We start from the raw sequence: 18561 nt of genomic DNA on the forward strand, positions 1-18561 counted from the left end.
AACAAAATGAACAAGAAAAATCTGGTATCTGCCGTAGTGGATATCCTCGAAAATAAAATAGCCGAAATCGAAAAAGCCATTGAGAATGTACAGGCTTCTGTCAATGAAGAAACTAAAAGCTCAATGGGCGACAAATACGAAGTAGGGCGGGTAATGGCCCAAAATGAACGTGAAATGCTGGAAGTCCAGCTGGGCGAACACAAGCGTGAAATGGAGATTTTAAATACTGTAAATTTCTTTCAAAAGTTTGACGAAGTGCGGCTTGGTGCTTTGGCCGATACCAGCATGGGTAAATTTTTAATTGGGGTTAGTCTCGGGAAAATTACTCACGAAGGTGATGCAATTATGCTGATTTCTTCAAATTCACCAATCGGAAAAGATTTGATGGGCAAAACCATAGGACAAAGCTTTGATTTTAAAGGAAAATCAGTAAAAATTATTTCCATCATTTAAAAGCTGTCACAAGCCCAGGTTTAACCCAAATGTACCGTTGTAGCGTATCAAACTTAGATACTCTCAGGTAGCCCTCATGATTTTGTTTCAGAAATTCTCGGGAGGAGGGGTTTTCCATGTCTAATCTGAAAAGACAAATGATGTCGGCATTGTGCTTTTTTGCCAATGAATCTATATTATCTTTTTCCGGTGTCCAGTTGAATCTGCGATAATTGGTTTTGTAATAATTAAAGCCAAAATCATCGTGGGAGAGCAATACCAAGGTATTTCCTTGACCCAATTCTTTCATTTTTTTGTAAAAATCCACATTGTTGGGGTGCTGAGATTTGAAAGGAAATCCCATAGTCAATCCAATCAAAAGAACTACTGAAATGAAATAAGGACTTAGCTTTAGCTGTTTTCTCCATACTAAAAACTCAGTCAAAAAGCCTATTGCCAACAAAACCAGAGGCATTAAAAGCAATACAAAGTGTTGACGTGGGAATACAATCAGTATCAAAAGTAAAGCCGGCAAGAATATTAAAACCAGGTAGCCATCTGGTTTTGGAAGCCGGATTTTTTTTATAGAAGCCTTAAAGTCAATTGCTAACAGAAAATAAAAGACAAAAGCAGCTGCAAAATATTTGGTTTTTTCTTTAAAAACTGAAAGGAAAACATCGTAAAATATCGATTTCAGAAAAATCAAAATTTCTTTTGACAGCCCTTCCATATTGCTCAGTACATGTTTCAGAAACATAGTGGGGTTAGAGGTAAGAAGCTGAACCTCATAGTTAACTTTTCCAAAAAGGTTTTCAAATTGGATGAATTCATCGTTCAGGTCAAGATGTTTGCCGGTCCATTTTTCATAATTATCAAAAAAATGCATGATAAAATTGGCTTTGAGCATGCCTTTGGGATAAATGCCACCTGCCGCAATGAACAACAAGACCAGCAGACCTGCCAGGTAAAACACAGTGTTGTGTTTCTTCTCTTTTTTTGCAAAAAATACAAAAGCCAAAAATACAAAAGGAAAAATCCAAAGGTATTCGGGGCGACTTACATAAATATTTAATAAAAATCCAAGAGCAAGTAAGGCCAGATTTATACTTTTTTTCCTTTTTGAGTCAATTAAAATGATTGTAGATAGAATTATTACCAGATTAAGAAAAGTGATTTTTGGAAAAATAGAAATCTGAATGCCTGAAAAAAGGAATAAAAGGCTGATATAGAAGGAGGTGTAAAAGCTTTTTAGATATTTATTGAGGAAAAATATTAACAAAACAAAAACAATTACTGACAGTAAAAAGAAATTTGTGAAAATGAGTTTTAATGGATCAGAAATGAAAAAAGACAAGATTTTTATCCAGGACAGATACAGCAGATTTCCCATGTTTGCCATAGGAAGTATGAGATTTATGCCATCATTCAGAAAAACATCTTCATCAGTGGTGGGTAAATCATACCGACCAAAGGAATAGAAATAGTAGGCCAAAATACTCAGAAAGATTATAATTGCCTTAAAGTAAGCTCGCTGAGTAAAATTCTGTTTTTGGTATGAAAACATAAAATATTTCTTGAATCAATAATTGATATCTTTTTTATGGCAATTTAACCCTAAACCCGGCAGAAAAATGAAATGTTGAACACCTTTTCATTTTTGGATAAAATCCAAATTCAGATTATTTTGAAATTCCTCAAGAAACTTTCCAACATGAATACCATCCACCAAGGCATGATTGACGTGTACCGCAACCGGCATCAGGAGTTTATTTCCTTCTTCGAAGGTCTTTCCAAAGGTGATTTTGGGGCAACTGTCAGGGAAAGAAAACGCCCGGGCATGCGAAACGGAGGTAAATTTAATCCAGGGCAGACTGCTGTAATGAATCACATTTTGTCCGGCTCCAGCAGGAACAAGTCCTGTAGCGTTTTGAACTCTTTCTATTTCTTTTTGAGCTTCGGTTTTAAAGATTTGGTAGTCAGAATGATAATCAAAATAGGCAAATCCAAATGTACCATCAGGGCGATTGATGGTAGGCGAGGCGTGAATGGCATCATACAAGTAAACCTCCCCGTTATCGATTCTCAACCTGAAATTTTCGATACTGTTCGCCGCTTTTAAAGAAGCATAAAGATAATATAGGAAGAAGGATTCACCTGTCTCTTTGGCATTTTTATAGGCCAAAGTACAATCTACTTCAGCAGTGATTCCAAAAAATGGTTCTTCAAATTTTGAGAAAAATTCAAAATGATCTTTTCGCAGCCAAGTGGCAATATCAAGAGCCGTTTTTAGCATTTTTCTGCTTTGATTTTTCCTTTTTTAAAATTAAAAAAGCCTTCAAAACTTAGGTCTTCGTCCAGTACCGGCCAATGTATTCCCATGGGAGAGATTTCGAAATTCTCCAGTTCTTTTTGTGAAGCACTTTTTAGTCTTGGAAACCAATCTAAAGGCATTTTCCCTTCTTCTCCCTTTTCAGTGAGAATGAAAATATCTCTGTCCTTAAACCAAACTTTCACCATGAAACTCTTTCCATTTTCTAATTAATAATTCCTGATTTTCTTCAATAATTGACTCTGCTAATTTTAAATCTTTTGGTTTTAATCCTTTATTATTAACCATTCTTACAGGTTTTATTTCAAATTTTGCTTCACCTTCTGCATTCCTTATATGAACGTGCATGGGAAGATGCTCATTTGAGTAAAAAAAGAACTTTAGACCGAAAACTATAAAAATTGTTGGCATAGTATTGAAATGAAAATCAAATGCAATTTTCAAAAAAATATTTGAAAATTTAGTTTTTATGTAAAAAACCTAAAACGTCATCCAGTTTTTCAACTTGCTTAAATTGTTCATTTTCAATCTCAACATCCACTAGCTCATGTGCCCAGGTGGTATGGTAAGGCACGTGCACTCCCCAGCCACCGAGCTCCAGCACCGGCAGAATGTCTGATTTTACCGAATTCCCAATCATCATAAACTCACTTGGTTTGATATCAAGATGTTTAATAAGTTTTTGATAGTCGGCGGTGCGTTTTTCAGACATAATTTCGATATGATGAAAATATTCCTCCAACCCCGACTTCCTTAATTTTCGTTCCTGATCCAGCAAGTCACCTTTGGTAGCCACTACTAAGCGGTATTTGCCTTTCAGGGCTTTCAATGTGTCTTCTACACCCTCGAGCAATTCAATGGGTTTTTCCAGCATTTCTTTGCCCAGCTTGATGGTTTCTTCAACCAGTTTTAGGCTGCCTTTTGATTCCGTAATGACCGAAATTGTCTCAATCATACTCAGCATAAAAGCCTTGATGCCATAGCCATACAGCTCAAGGTTTTGCATTTCTATTTTAAAAAGCTCCTTGGCTGACGAATGCATGGGCAAATAGTCTTCCAATAGTGCACAAAAAAGGTCTTCAACTTCACGGAAATACGGCTCATTGACCCAAAGCGTATCATCGGCATCAAAAGCAATTACTTTAAGGTTGTTCATTTTATAAAACCAAAATTTATATTTCTAAAAAAATTTAAAATTGGCGGATTTAAATGTTTGATATTTCAAATAAATATATCTTTATACAAAAAAAGGACATTTCAACCTTATAATTAATGAAAAGAAGAGATTTTATTGCAAAAAGTGCTTTCGCATTTGCCGGAAGCAGCCTGCTCACTACTGATGTTTTTGCTGCAAAAAAAGCAAAACATTTGGTGGGAGTTCAACTATATTCTGTCAGAGATGACATGAGTAAAGACCCACTTGGAACTCTGAAAAAAGTTGCTGAAATGGGCTACAAAAACGTAGAACATGCCAATTATGTCAACCAGAAATTTTACGGATGGACTGCAAAAGAGTTCAGGAAAGTTTTGGATGATTTGGGACTGATAATGCCTTCGGGTCATACCGTTTTTGGCAAAGGGCATTGGGACGAATCGAAAAAAGACTTTACGGATGGTTGGAAAAAAACTGTAGAAGATGCGGCGATTTGCGGCCAAAAATATGTGGTTAGCCCCTGGCTTGATATTTCTTATCGCCGGGACTTTGAACAGCTAAAAGCTTTCATGGATATTTTTAATAAAAACGGAGAACTCTGCAAAGCAAGCGGAATGAAATTTGGCTATCATAACCATGACTTTGAATTCAGTCTGAAACTAAGTTCAGTCAAAGTTTATGACATTATGCTACAGAATACAGACCCTAATTTGGTGGCTCAGCAGCTCGACATCGGTAATATGTATGGTGGTGGAGGCCGTGCAGTTGAACTTTTAAACCAATATCCGGGCAGGTTTGAGTTAATGCACGTGAAAGATGAGATTAAGGCAAATTCCGAAGGAAATACTTATGAAAGTACTATACTGGGTGCAGGTGTGATAGGAGTTAAAGAGGTAATTGATTTAGGTAAAAAAATCGGAGGTACCACTCAGTTTATAATTGAGCAGGAATCATATCAAGGTAAAGCACCCATTGATTGCATAAAAGAAGACCTTAAAATCATGAAAAAATGGAAATATTAAACTTTTAAAAAACTTGAAAATGGCGGTCAATTTTGGTCGCCATTTTTTTATTGGAATTTTCCGGCAAAATAATTTTGGATATTTAACTTCAACCGTTTACCTTTATTATTCGTAACTTACTCATGAATAGGTAAATATACGCTAGGATTACAAACATTTTTTCTCCCATTATGAAGCCCAAGGCCGCCACTTTAAAAGTCATTGCCGACAAACTAGGTTTGTCGATTTCAACTGTATCCCGTGCTCTCAGGGGCATGCCCGAAATCAATACCGAAACCCGCGAGGCGGTTTTGGAATTTTCAAAAAAACTCAATTACAAGTTGCCATCGGTGGCCAACGCAGGAGCAGTGGATCAGGCATTTCTGATCGCAGTAATTGTACCTGAGCTCAATTATTTTTTTCAACAAGTAATAAAAGGAATTGAAGAAAATGCATTGGTTGCCGGGTTTTCGGTAGTCTATGTCATTAGTAATGAATCTTATGGTAGAGAGTTGACACTCGTCAACCGGCTGATTAACCATAAAGTTGACGGATTTTTGGTATGCAAAACCCAGGAAAGCACTAGCGAAGAACACTTTAAACATATCGTAAAGCTAAACAAACCGCTGATTTTTCTTGATCGAAAAAGTCATAAAGTACCCGGAGCTTCTTTTTTGATAAACCATAAATTGGCTGGAAAAAAAGTAGTGGAGCATCTTTTGGAAAAAGGCTATAAGAAAATTTACTTTTTAGGCACCGAAACTAACTACAATAAAGAGAGTAGCCTTGAGCAGGGAGTTCTGGAAGCTATGGAATCAAATCGAAAAGACGACTATTCAAGGAATTTCGTTTTCGGGGATTTTGATCTGGAATCAGCCTACGAAAAAGCCATGGAAATCCTCAATTCCAATGACCGCCCCGATGCCTTTATTGCTTCGAGTGATTCGGCCGCAGCTGGTATCCTGAAAGCCGTGAGAGACCAGGGGTACAACATTCCCAAAGACATTGGTATTATTGGATATTACGACAAGCCCATATCAAGTGCTTTAACACCGACTTTAAGTTCGGTGAGCATTCCTGCCACTGAACTTGGAAAACGAGCGGTAAATATGCTCATTGAGCAAGTACATCTTGGGTTTGAAACCAGCGATGCAACCATTTTGTTGGAGCCCGAGGTGGTACCTCGTGAATCAACAAATTTACAAAGAAGGTTTTTTGGCCTTTAATCTAAGTAATTCATTATTTGTCTTTTGACAAAGCTGCAATTGTTGCATTTACTTTTTTAGCCTCTTCGGCACTTGCTACAACTATCTGAAGTTCTGCTGCAAAACTCGATTTGCCATTTTCACTTACTTTGATAACTTTCTCTTTCCCCTTAGTCTGCAAAGTAATAGCCATGTTTTGGCCATCAACTTCAAAGCTATTTTTGGATGCATCAATATCCTTGATATTAAACTCAAATGTTTTTTCTATGGTTTTTTTGCCTGAAGCGGTTGTAACCACCAGCTCCCACTTATTTTCTGAGGCACTTAGTTCCTGTGTAATACCACCCAGCTCTTCATTTCCAAGTGTTTTTACCAACCACTGAAAATTTTCAGGTTTAATACTTTGCTGACATTTTTTTGCAATGCCGGGCAAACTTGCTATGAGCGTGCGGGCAGATTCCAAGTCCGGAATATAAAAGTCAATTTCCTTTTCAAAGGATTTTTTACTATCGCTTTTTTCTAATGATATAAACTTTTGACCATCAATTGTTTTTGCCGAAATTACAGGATAGTTTTTGTCAATTTTCATTTTAAAATCGGTTAAATCTCCGAAGTTAAAACTATATTTTTCTTCTTTTGATTTGCCTTTGGTTTCTATCTCCCTGCTGTATTCACACATACAGTTTTTTTCTATTTTCTGTTCGATTTTATCTTCTCCCAATTCAATAGTAGAGATTTTCGATAAAGCTTCCAAACCTGGCGACCCCCCGGTTTTCAGCCTGTTTTGAAGCTCTTTTTTTGCCATTGGTAAAAATTTCTTCAAAGTCATGGCCAGAATCTTGGTTTCTTTAGGCTTAGCAACATAAAACTTCAGGCTGTTGCCATATTCTACCTTACTTTTCAAATTATCAGTTATTTTTATAAAGTCGTCTTTGTCGTTGGTTTGAATTTCCACTTCAAAAATACTTCCCTGGGCTTTAGTTTCAACAGCTTTGTCATTGAGGTCACCCCAAGAAAAATCATAGCTCATGTCGGTTTCTTTTTTATTGGCGGCAAATTTGGAATCCAATTTTACTCTGTCTTTCAGGCTTCCGGCCCTTTGAGTACCTTGTGTAACTTCTATTCCCTGTTCTTCAAAACTAGTGATTGTTCCTTCTACCATTTTCTGGAGTTCTGAAAAAGAATCCGTTAGTTTTATACTGGATTCAAACTTGCTTTTTGCGGCAGAAATTGCGGCTTTTATGCCTTTTTCGAACTCTTTGGCATTAGTTACGTCATCAAATCTGAAAATCATTTTGTTGACATATTTTTCAAACTTTTCGGCTTTAGAATATTTAATAGCATCAAAACCTTCAGCAGTAGCAAGTTCAACAGTTATTAACTTTTTAGAGGCTTCTCTTTGTACCAAAACCGGGCTAAAAAATATCAGATCAAACACGAATTCCTCCTCCGTGCTTTTTCCTTTGGAGTCAGTATAAGTAAGTCGGAAAATTGCCTCCGTACTATTTTTTTCTGCAGATACCAACTCCTGTCCGAAAATCTCCTTTTCGAGCTGAACTTCTTTAATGTACTTGTTTAAGTCATTTAAATTCTGAGCATAAGATTGTGATGCAAAAAATAATATGCCTATTATTATTGATAAAAAAAGTCTTTTCATAGATAAAATTAAATTTTGACCCAATGTAAATTTTCAAAACCGTAATTGCTATGATAATAATTAGTTTCTCAAAAAATTTTATTTAAAGGATTTGATAAAGGCAAGAGATAATTTTAAAATAGAAAATGAATTTAGAAATTTAAAAAAGTATATTTTTACGCTCAAATAAAATTAAAACTATGAAATCATCAGTTAAACTCATAGCATTTGTATTACTACCAATATTAACAATGGCTCAATTAAAATATCCTGAAACCAAAAAAACAGAACAAATCGACAACTACCATGGCACTGAGGTAAAAGACACTTATCGCTGGTTGGAAGACGATAAGTCGGAAGAAACCGCCTCATGGGTGAAAGCCCAGAACGAGGTCACTTTTGATTACCTTTCCATGATTCCCTATCGTAAGCAGATTCAGGATCGCCTCGAAAAAGTTTATAATTATCCCAAATATTCGGCTCCATCAAAAAAGCACGAATGGTTTTATTTTTACAAAAATGATGGCCTGCAAAATCAGTCGGTTTTGTATCGTCAACAAGGACTCGAAGGCACACCTGAAGTTGTGATGGATGCCAATAAACTATCGCCTGATGGCACTACTAGGCTGATGCAGTTTAATATTTCTAAAGATGGAAATTACGCAGCCTATGCCCTTTCAAAAGGCGGCTCTGACTGGATGGAAGTTTTTATTATGGATTTGAAAACTTTAAAAACTCTTGACGATAAGCTCGAATGGGTGAAAATTTCGGGCCTTGCCTGGCAGGGGAAAGGTTTTTATTATAGCCGATATCCCAAGCCTGAAGGCAGTGCTCTTGCGGCCAAAAACGAGAACCATCAGGTGTGGTTTCATACAGTAGGCACTACTCAGGAAAAAGACGAGCTGATGTATCAGGATCCGGCTAACGGACAGCGTTTTCATACTTTGAGTACTTCTGAAGATGAGCAGTTTGCGTTTTTGTACGTAAGCGATCGTGGGAAAGGACTTGACGGCAATGCACTTTTTTATAAATCCAAAGATCAAAAAGAATTTAGCCCGGTTGTTAAGGAAATCACAAATTCTTCTTTTTCTTTTATTGAAAATGTGAATGGGAAATTCATAGTTCAAACCAACGACAAAGCACCGAACGAAAAGCTACTTTTGTTTGATCCCAAAACCAGTAAATTCTCTGATTTTATTGCTGAAAAACCTGAGCCATTGCAAGGTGCTGGCACGGCTGGTGGCAAGCTTTTCCTCAATTATCTGAAAGATGTAACCACGAGAATTTATGTTTATAATCTGAATGGAAAACTTGAAAACGAAGTAAAACTACCGGGCCTAGGCACCGCAGGAGGTTTTGGTGGTGAGAAAACCGATAAGTTTGTGTTTTATTCGTTTACTTCTTTTACATTTCCGCCAACAATTTACCGGTATGACATCGCAACAAAGAAAAGCTCGGTATTCCGTAATCCTGAAGTAGATTTTAAGGCCGATGATTTTGAAACCAAACAAGTTTTTTATACTTCGAAAGATGGTACAAATGTGCCCATGTTTATTACCTACAAAAAAGGGGTTAAACTCAATGGAAAAAACCCAACTTTGCTATACGGCTATGGTGGGTTTAATGTGAGTTTGAATCCTGCATTCAGTCCGCTTTTGATTCCTTTTCTTGAGTACGGGGGCGTATATGCTCAAGCCAACCTGCGTGGTGGTTCGGAATATGGCGAAAAATGGCATGAACAAGGCATGAAGCTCAAAAAGCAGAATGTTTTTGATGATTTTATAGCTGCCGGCGAATATCTGATTGCCAACAAATATTGTGATTCGGAGCATTTAGCTCTTCGTGGAGGCTCCAATGGTGGGCTGCTCGTTGGGGCGGTTATCAATCAAAGGCCCGATTTGGCCAAAGTAGCAATCCCACAAGTGGGCGTAATGGACATGTTGCGTTTCCACAAATTTACCATCGGTTGGAACTGGATTGCCGACTATGGCTCTGCCGACAATGCCGAAGAATTCAAAGTGCTTTATGGCTATTCGCCTTTGCACAATATCAAATCAGGTGTAAACTATCCGGCTACTTTGGTAACTACCGCCGACCACGACGACCGTGTAGTGCCAGCCCACTCGTTTAAATACACCGCCGAGCTGCAAGCCAAAGCTGCCGAAAGCACCAAAAATCCTTTGTTAATACGCATTGATACCAACTCAGGCCACGGTGCTTCCAACACCAAGAAAAACCTCGAAACCATGGCTGACATCTATGGATTTATCTTTTGGAATATGGGGGTGCGGGAGTTGAGGTAAAACACTTTTTTTAAATAATTGTAAAAGCAGTCTCTTTTTTTATGAAATGAAGACTGTTTTTGCTTTTTAAAGCATCTTTGTGTACCGATATAAATTCTATTATATTTGAATTTAGTAATTCCAGTAAAATTAAAAATGAAAAAATTCTTTACACTTTTTTTTCTTCTTCCTTTCTTTTTAAATGCACAACAAGTTGCGAAATACTCCAAAATTTTACCCGAAAATGAGCTTGGCCTTAGAAAAGTGGAGCTTTTTAATGGCAGATATGGGTATATTAATCAAAAAGAAAAGGAGGTAATTCCCCCGGTTTACATAAGTATTAGTGATTTTAATAATGGAGTGATTTGGGCTCAAAGTGAGGATCGGAAATTTCATGTTTTGGATTCCAAAAATACCGAGTTGGTGCCTGGTAATCTAACATATTGCTACTTTGATGGTTTGAAAAGTGATAATCTGATATTAAATTCCGATAAACTCTATGGTCGTTTTGATACTAAAAAGAAATCAGTCATTATTCCAATAGAATTTCAAAGTATTTATAGCCTCAAGGATTCAAAAGAGATAACTTATTTTAGGGCTTATAAAAATCAGTTTTTTGGAGTGTTTGATACTGATGGAAAAGAAATTATCCCTTTCAAATACTCAAAATTAGATCAAATTTATGGCTCAGACTTATTAATAGCTCAATCAGGTGAGAATTTTGGTGTAATTAATTTGGAAAATAAAACTCTGATCCCTTTTCAGTATAAAGACTTACAAATAATAAACAATGATAATTCAAAAAATCATAAATTTATCGTAAAAAAAGTGACAAAAAGCGGTGTGGTAAATAATCAAAATGAAATCATAATACCATTCAAATATGATAATTTGTCGTATGTCAATTTGGGGTATATCGCCACTGTAAATTTAAAAAAAGGTCTAATAAATGCTAGTCAGGAGTGGCTGATCGATCCTATTTATGAAGATTTGTCTGTCAGTTATTTAACTTCTGATGAGTTTTCGGCAAAAATGCCAACGGGTTGGGGTTGGACCAACTTCGAAAAGAAAACAATAGTGCCATTTGTGTACAATCAACCGGTTGAAGGTTTTGAAAACGGTTATGCCAGAGTGATAAAAAACAATAAATATGGACTGGTAGATAGAGATGGGAAGGAAATTATTAAACCCCAGTATGAATATTTAAGATCATTTAATGATGATGGGTTGGCAATATTTCAGATAAATAAAAAATTTGGCTTAATTGACAAAACTAATAAAATAGTAGCTCCTCCAAAATATTCTGATATAGATCAATTAGGTAGATTTGGATTGAACAAAGTGGCTATAATTGATAAAACAGATGGCTATGGGGCAAGAAAATTTGGAATGATTGACTCAAAAGGGAAAGAAATCATCAAGCCAATTTATCAGACAATCGGGTATGTTGATGACAAAGGAAACTTTACCGCAGAGACGTTTGATAACCAGATTATTACATTTAATTATAAAGGAGAAAAAGTTGAGAGTAAGGCTTACGAAATTATTGAAAATTTAGGAAGCCTGAAGATTGCCAAAAGCAATTTAAAATACGGATTGATAGATGAAAATGAAAAGGTTATTATTCCATTTCAATACCTCAATCTGTCCATAATAGATTATGGACATCAGTACTTTAAGTACCTCTCTTTTCAGGATCAATCGGGCAAGTGGGGAATAGTTGGTTATAACGGAGAAGTAAAACTTCCCGCAATTTACGATGGGGCTTTTAGCTTGGCTGGTATGGGAAAATATCTTATAACCAATAAAAATGGTTTTTTTGGTGTATTAGATCTCAATTTTAAAGAAAAAATACCGTTTGTATATTCCTATGTTGGAGTCCTTAATGATGAATTTCTTAGAGCCTCTAAAAGTAACAAAACTGGCATTATTGACTTACTGGGGAATGAAGTTTTACCTTTAAAGTATGATGAAGTTTATGATTTATATAAAGGTACATTTATGATAAAAATTGGAGAAATGACTGGTTTTTATAATTCAAAAACTAAATACACATCTGCAATTGAATTTAAAAATGTTTATAGTATTAACAAAGGTTGGATTGCGTCCAAAGATTCTAAATATGGAGTACTTTCAATAAAAATGGAGACTGTGATCCCCTTTGAATATGAAAAACTGGAATCGTTAGAAATTCCAAACTTCCTTGTATTTCTCAAAAATCAAAAAAAAGGCATTTTAGGTATTGAAAATTCGGTTTTGCTTGATGCCAATTATGATGATATAAAATATTTATCTGAGACATTTATTTCTATCGGTATTAATGGTAAATATGGGCTTTTCAATATAAAAACTAAAAAGAAATGGGATCTGGAGTATGATAAAATCGAAAAAATGTATTTAAACGACAAGGAGGTATTTAAGGTTTCAAAAAATGCAAAAATAGGCTTGATTGATGCTGATAATAAAGAAGTTGTTGCTAAAATATACGATGAAGTCAGAAGTTATAATTCTCAATACTTTCAGGTCAGATCTGGCACAAAATGGGGCTTACTTGATCTCGGTGGTAAAGAAATCTTAAAACCAAAATATTCGCTTATTAGCTCCGTTTCCAACAACAGATGCGTAATTAAAGAAAATAGTAAATTTGGAGTGGTTGATTTTTTAGATAAAATAATAATTCAGCCTACTTATGACCAGATTGAGATCACTTCAAACTATAACATTAAATACAAAAAAGGTTCAAAATGGGGACTCTGTGACCAAAATGGGAAAGTTTTAACAGATCCCAAATATGATGAAATCGGATATTTTTCAAATACAAATCGTGCCAGAATAAACATGGATGGCAAATTTGGTTTAATAGATCATACCGGAATGGAGCTTATTTCACCAATTTATGAAGACTTACAGGAAGACAATAGCTCAAATATCACACGTGTAAAGTCAAATGGTAAATGGGGTATCATAGATAACGCTTGCAGGCAGCCTATTCCCCCTGATTTTGAAGAGATTACCTCTTTCCATCAAGATAGAGCAAGGTATAAAAAAAACGGAAAGTATGGACTTGTTAATAAATACGGAATTATTCTTACTGATAAACTATATGACAAAATTGACTTTGGTGAATCGGGCTATGACTACACTGGGTTTTATGTAGTATCTCTAAATAATAAAATGGGCTACATTAATACGGAAGGTAAGGAGACCATTCCGGTGCAATTTGAAAATGCCTACAAGTTTGAAAATAATTATGCTATCATTGCAAATGAAAAAAAGTTTGGCTTGATCAATTCCAAAGGAAAATTGGTAGTCCCTTCAAAATATGACCAATTGGGCTCCAATACCGAAGGATTCCTGAGCTTCAGATTAGATAATCAATGGGGTGTAGTTGATTTGCATGGAAATGAAATCCTTTCAGCAAAATATGATGAAGTCAACGGATATCAAAATGGGAAAGCAATAGTAAGAAAGGGTTCAAAAGTAGGTCTGATTGATATATCAGGAAAGGAAATTTTTCCAACAATATATTCAAATTTGAGTATGATTTCATTTGGTTTGTATGTTGCCCGGAAAGATTCAGTATTTGGCTTGCTCAGTCAGCAGGGTGAAACAATTCTTGATTTTAACTTTCAAAATATAATTGCTGACGTCGATTACCTAGGTAATATATCTATCCAAAAAAACGACAAATGGTCTGTTTATAATCTTGTTACAGGTAAAATACTATTTGACTATAAATATGATGACCAACTGTATTTCAGGGAAGGGTTTTCAAAAATTAAACTAAATGGGTATTATGGTGTAATTGATTTAAGTGGAAAAATAATATTACCTCCAAAATTTGATTCGATAGACGAAATCTATGGTGATACCATAAGAGCAGTGGAAAATGGAGTACAGATTGAATTTGATAAAACTGGAAAGAAATTAAACTAAAAACATGAAATTAAGGTACGTGTTATTAATATTTTGCCTTTTTGCAGGCATTGATTCTTTTGCCCAAAAGAAAAAGAAAAAAGAAAAAACAATTATTTTTTCGGCTCCAATCCCAAAAAATGATGGAGAAGTAATGATGGAGGAGCCACCCCCGCCATCCGAAGTAATAGTAGAGAGGGCTGTTATTTCCAGAGCTGTTGATCTGGAAGATTATAAACAGAAGCAACTCCGGCGACAACAAGAATCAAGAAAATTAAGATATGCGAGTTATCCGGGTGGTGAAGAAACATTCAATGAATTGGCATTGGCACGTGTTGAATTGCCGGAATCCGCAAAAGAGTTCGAAGGCTATTTAACCGTCTCGTTTTTAGTGTCAAAAGATGGGGAATTATCTGATTTTAAGACCAATGGCATATTTAATAAAGATTGTGACACCGAAGCTGAGAGGGTAATCAGGTCACTTGGCAATTGGGATCCAGCAATTGATACCGAAAGCCAGCCTTTTGATTCCAGAGTTGCTGTAGAAATCCCCTTTGGTGTTGAACCAGCTCCTGAAATAACAAATGAAAGACAAAACCAGGCTTTTTTAGCACCTCCGCCACCACCTGCTGAAGGAACTGGTAGCGAAATACCAGCCCCAATGCTTGTTGAAACCCCCGTTATGGAAAGCAAAATTTTAAAAATTCAGGTATCAGATGATGTTTTCGAAAAAAATCCTGACAAAAAAGCCACATTTATCGACGATGATAGTGAGCTACTTAGATTTTTACAAAAAGAGATGATTTTTTCTGTAGCTGCTTCAAATGCCAATATCAATGAAATGGTAGAAATAAAAGCTATGGCCGAAAAAGATGGAAATATTAGAATCCTGGAGATTGTTAAAGATCCGGGCTTTGGCTGTGGTGAGAACGCAATAAAAGCTGTTGAAAGTTTGCCCGGATTTATTCCGGCAATGAAAAACAGGAAATTTGTGGATTCAATTATACAGATTTCTGTTCCTTGCAAAAAATTTGAGTAAGTACAGATTGAAAATTCAAATTCTTATCTCAAAATTAGTTATTATTAGCTGTAATTTTTTAGGACGTTTTAAATTTTATCACGGGATTAATATTTATTTAATTGGGGGATTATTCTAAAACAAAATATCGTTTAAAGGCATTTTTATACATGAAAAAATCATATTTTGAAACTTACTCTTTCCCTTTTATATTTTTTTCCCTCGGTAAAATACCTAAATTTGATTCAAAATAATTTTCTCATTTTATGAAAGATTTCATCGCTTCAAACAAACAAAGATACCTTAACGAACTTTTCGATTTCTTAAGAATACCCTCAGTTAGTGCCGATTCAAAGCACAAAGACGACATGCTCACCGCAGCCGAATATATTAAAGGAAAATTGCTTGAAGCAGGGCTCGACCATGCTGAAATTTGCCCAACTGACGGTCATCCGATTGTTTATGCAGAAAAAATAATTGACCCTTCTCTTCCCACAATCCTTACTTACGGTCACTATGATGTGCAACCGGCTGATCCGGTAGAGCTTTGGAATACACCGCCATTTGAGCCTACCATAAAAATCACACCTGTTCACCCTGATGGTGCCATTTTCGCCCGTGGATCATGTGATGACAAAGGTCAAATATACATGCATGTAAAAGCCATAGAAGCTATGAACTTGCATGAAGGTCTTCCATGTAATGTAAAAATAATGTTTGAAGGGGAGGAAGAAGTTGGCTCTGAAAACCTGGGGACTTTTGTAAAAAATAATAAAGAAAAACTAAAAGCCGATTTAATTCTGATTTCAGATACTTCTATCATAGCCAATGACATACCTTCGGTTGAAACCGGCCTGAGAGGACTTGCGTACATGGAAGTTGAAGTCACTGCTGCCAACAGAGACCTTCATTCAGGAGTTTATGGCGGAGCAGTTGCCAATCCTATCAATGTTTTGGCCCAGATGATAGCCTCCATGCATGACGAAAACGGTAAAATCACTGTTGAGGGTTTTTATGATAAAGTAGTAGAACTGACAACCGAAGAAAGAGATGCACTTGAATCTGCTCCGTTTGATCTGGAGGCTTACAAAAAAGACCTTGAAATCGACGAAGTAACCGGAGAAAAAGGCTATACAACCCGTGAGCGGGCATCCATACGTCCGACATTGGATGTAAACGGAATATGGGGAGGATATACAGGTGAAGGATCAAAGACTGTGTTACCTTCAAAAGCATTTGCCAAAATATCTATGAGATTGGTACCAGATCAGGATTGGGAAGAAATTTCTGAGCTCTTTACCAAACATTTTAATAAAATAGCTTCTCCAACGGTAAAAGTAAAGGTAAAAAAACATCACGGAGGTCAACCTTATGTTACTCCTACAGATTCTATCGGGTACAAAGCTGCATATTTAGCACTTGAAGAAGGTTTTGGTAAAACACCGGTTCCAACACGTGGAGGAGGAAGTATCCCAATTGTGGCACTATTTGAGCAAGAATTGGGGTTAAAGTCAATCCTTTTTGGTTTTGGTCTGGACTCTGATGCACTACATTCGCCAAATGAACACTACGGTGTTTTTAATTTTATGAAAGGTATTGAGACCATTCCGTTGTTTTATAAGTACTATTCTCAGTTGTTAAATGAGCAAAAATCTTAATTTGGAGGGGCTTTCAACCGAGGCCCCTTCCAATCATAATAATCTCGAAAAAAAGAGTCTATCCGAAATACTTCAAGGTATCAATCAGGAAGATAAAACTATTCCTTTTGCTGTGGAAAAAGCTATACCTCAAATTGAGGCTTTAGTTTCAGAAATAGTAGAAAGAATGAAAAATGGAGGGCGATTATTCTACATTGGTGCGGGTACAAGTGGTCGTCTGGGTATTTTAGATGCATCTGAATGCCCACCTACTTATGGTGTACCTCCCACTATGGTGGTGGGTATTATCGCCGGCGGAGATTTCGCCATAAGAAATGCTGTCGAAAATGCTGAAGATGATCCGCAACAAGCCTGGAAAGACCTTTCTGAGTACAATATTGGGCCAAATGACTCTGTAGTAGGTATTGCTGCCTCTGGCCGTACCCCCTATGTTGAAGGTGGTCTCAATGACGCTAACAAAAACGGACTACTTACTGGATGCATTGTTTGCAATGAAAACAGCCCGGTAGCCACTGAAGCTCAGTATCCTGTCGAAGTAGTTGTAGGTCCTGAATATGTGACAGGTTCTACCAGAATGAAATCTGGAACAGCCCAAAAATTGGTTTTGAATATGATTTCAACTTCCATCATGATTAAATTGGGAAAAGTGAAAGGTAATATTATGGTGGACATGCAACTTTCCAATGATAAACTGGTTGAAAGAGGTACCCGAATGATAATGAAAGAAAGCGGTGTAGATTACAATACAGCCAAAAATCTACTGCTTAAATATGGTAATGTCCGAAAAGCTTTGGCACAAATTCAACTTTCAGCCACCTGATGAACTGGTTTTCATTAAACTGGTTTAGTCCTGACACTTTAAGGACTTTTGAGTGGGCAAGGCCTTATTATTTTTGGCTCCTTTTGCTGATCCCCCTATTATTTTTTCTGAAATGGGTCTTCAAATCTCACCGTTTACCCAAACTAATATTATCAATTTCCGAAATTTCAATACAGTCGTCAATTTTTGTTTGGATGAGGTATTTGGTTCCGTTGTTTTTTATGTTAGGTTTGATAAATCTGATATTTGCACTAGCCAGACCACAATTAGAAGACCAAAGCACCGAAAAATATGCAGAAGGGATAGACATAGCCCTGGCAGTTGACGTATCGGAGTCTATGCTGGCAAATGACCTTCAGCCAAACCGCCTCGAAGCAGCCAAAAAAATCGCTGTCGATTTTGTAAGTGGCCGATCCAATGACCGCATTGCATTGGTAGCATTTGCTGGGGAAACTACCACATTAAGTCCTTTAACGACAGATTACGATCAACTCAGGGATGAACTTTCAAAACTAAATACCAATCTTGTAAAAACCTCAGGTACTGCCATTGGGCTGGCTTTAGCCTCAAGTATCAACAAACTCAGAGATGTTCCCGGAAAATCAAAAGTGACAATAATTATTAGTGATGGTGATAATACAACCGGAAGTATTGATCCTGCAATCGCTCTTGAATTGGCCAAAACTTTTGGAATCAGGATCTATACTATAGCTATAGGAAAGGATGGTACATCAGAAAAGATTGATGAAAAAACGTTAAAAATGTTGGCAAACAATGGAAATGGACAGTTTTTCAGAGCAACCGACAACCGTACCCTGGGAAGGATTTTTGAACAAATAAACACCCTCGAAAAAAGCCGGTTTAAAGATCAGGGAATTAAAAATGTAAGTGATTATTATTATATATATCTCAATTGGGCTATTCTATTTCTTTTGATTTCATTACTCCTAAAACATACTTTTTTAGGAAATATATTGGAAGATTAATTTTACTTTAATAATATTTTGATAATAATTTTTTACAAAACGTCAAAATAGTATTGCTTTTTAAAGATTATTAAATTAACAGACCTATTGAATTTTAGTAGGTTTGCAGTATTCAATCTTCAAAAA

At 36.2% G+C, this 18561-nt stretch carries 15 protein-coding genes; 9 read left to right on the forward strand and 6 right to left on the reverse strand.

Going from position 1 to position 18561, the window contains the following annotated elements:
- Positions 1 to 6 precede the first annotated feature (6 nt).
- Positions 7 to 453, forward strand: a complete 447-nt coding sequence (locus IPP61_04035) for a GreA/GreB family elongation factor (GenBank protein MBL0324344.1) — start codon at positions 7 to 9, stop codon at positions 451 to 453.
- Here the strand turns inward: IPP61_04035 and IPP61_04040 are convergent.
- From IPP61_04040 to IPP61_04060, 5 genes are all read right to left on the reverse strand, one after another.
- Positions 446 to 1996, reverse strand: coding sequence for a hypothetical protein (locus tag IPP61_04040; protein ID MBL0324345.1), 1551 nt, complete (start codon positions 1994 to 1996; stop codon positions 446 to 448). The two genes, IPP61_04035 and IPP61_04040, sit on opposite strands and share 8 nt — an antisense overlap.
- 87 nt (positions 1997 to 2083) lie before the next feature.
- Positions 2084 to 2725 carry a chloramphenicol acetyltransferase gene (locus tag IPP61_04045; protein MBL0324346.1) on the reverse strand — a complete coding sequence of 214 codons (642 nt, stop codon included), beginning with the start codon at positions 2723 to 2725 and terminating at the stop codon, positions 2084 to 2086.
- On the reverse strand, positions 2719 to 2949 hold the full coding sequence (locus tag IPP61_04050; GenBank protein MBL0324347.1) for a DUF2442 domain-containing protein: 231 nt from the start codon (positions 2947 to 2949) through the stop codon (positions 2719 to 2721). The genes IPP61_04045 and IPP61_04050 overlap by 7 nt, the downstream gene beginning before the upstream one ends.
- Complete coding sequence (locus IPP61_04055) at positions 2930 to 3172, reverse strand: DUF4160 domain-containing protein (protein ID MBL0324348.1); 243 nt, start codon at positions 3170 to 3172, stop codon at positions 2930 to 2932. Before IPP61_04055 ends, IPP61_04050 begins: the two co-directional genes overlap by 20 nt.
- Before the next feature lie 49 nt (positions 3173 to 3221).
- Complete coding sequence (locus tag IPP61_04060; GenBank protein MBL0324349.1) at positions 3222 to 3917, reverse strand: HAD family hydrolase; 696 nt, start codon at positions 3915 to 3917, stop codon at positions 3222 to 3224.
- A 116-nt stretch (positions 3918 to 4033) separates the two neighbouring features.
- Between IPP61_04060 and IPP61_04065 the strand changes: the two genes are divergently transcribed.
- Together IPP61_04065 and IPP61_04070 are read left to right on the forward strand one after the other, a co-directional pair.
- A complete protein-coding gene (locus IPP61_04065; GenBank protein ID MBL0324350.1) occupies positions 4034 to 4936 on the forward strand; it encodes a sugar phosphate isomerase/epimerase in 903 nt (300 codons plus the stop codon).
- A 170-nt stretch (positions 4937 to 5106) separates the two neighbouring features.
- Entirely contained in the window at positions 5107 to 6141 is a 1035-nt protein-coding gene (locus tag IPP61_04070) for a LacI family DNA-binding transcriptional regulator (GenBank protein MBL0324351.1), read from the forward strand.
- Between the two features lie 13 nt (positions 6142 to 6154).
- Here the strand turns inward: IPP61_04070 and IPP61_04075 are convergent, their stop codons facing one another.
- Positions 6155 to 7777 carry a hypothetical protein gene (locus tag IPP61_04075; GenBank protein ID MBL0324352.1) on the reverse strand — a complete coding sequence of 541 codons (1623 nt, stop codon included), beginning with the start codon at positions 7775 to 7777 and terminating at the stop codon, positions 6155 to 6157.
- 179 nt (positions 7778 to 7956) lie between these two features.
- On the opposite strand from IPP61_04075, the gene IPP61_04080 reads away from it, so the two are divergent.
- The 6 genes from IPP61_04080 to IPP61_04105 all read left to right on the forward strand — a co-directional run bounded on the left by IPP61_04080 (position 7957) and on the right by IPP61_04105 (position 18435).
- Complete coding sequence (locus IPP61_04080) at positions 7957 to 10059, forward strand: S9 family peptidase (GenBank protein MBL0324353.1); 2103 nt, start codon at positions 7957 to 7959, stop codon at positions 10057 to 10059.
- A 135-nt stretch (positions 10060 to 10194) separates the two neighbouring features.
- A complete protein-coding gene (locus tag IPP61_04085; protein ID MBL0324354.1) occupies positions 10195 to 13974 on the forward strand; it encodes a WG repeat-containing protein in 3780 nt (1259 codons plus the stop codon).
- A 4-nt stretch (positions 13975 to 13978) separates the two neighbouring features.
- Positions 13979 to 14992: a hypothetical protein gene (locus IPP61_04090; protein ID MBL0324355.1), complete on the forward strand. Its 1014-nt coding sequence runs from the start codon at positions 13979 to 13981 to the stop codon at positions 14990 to 14992.
- A gap of 245 nt (positions 14993 to 15237) precedes the next feature.
- Complete coding sequence (locus IPP61_04095; GenBank protein MBL0324356.1) at positions 15238 to 16629, forward strand: dipeptidase; 1392 nt, start codon at positions 15238 to 15240, stop codon at positions 16627 to 16629.
- Positions 16613 to 17449, forward strand: a complete 837-nt coding sequence (murQ, locus tag IPP61_04100; GenBank protein ID MBL0324357.1) for an N-acetylmuramic acid 6-phosphate etherase — start codon at positions 16613 to 16615, stop codon at positions 17447 to 17449. Before IPP61_04095 ends, murQ begins: the two co-directional genes overlap by 17 nt.
- The gene (locus tag IPP61_04105) at positions 17446 to 18435 is read left to right on the forward strand and encodes a VWA domain-containing protein (protein ID MBL0324358.1); all 990 of its coding nucleotides are present in this window, start codon (positions 17446 to 17448) and stop codon (positions 18433 to 18435) included. The genes murQ and IPP61_04105 overlap by 4 nt, the downstream gene beginning before the upstream one ends.
- Positions 18436 to 18561 lie beyond the last annotated feature (126 nt).

The organism is Cytophagaceae bacterium (assembly GCA_016722655.1).
GTDB lineage: Bacteria > Bacteroidota > Bacteroidia > Cytophagales > Spirosomataceae > Leadbetterella.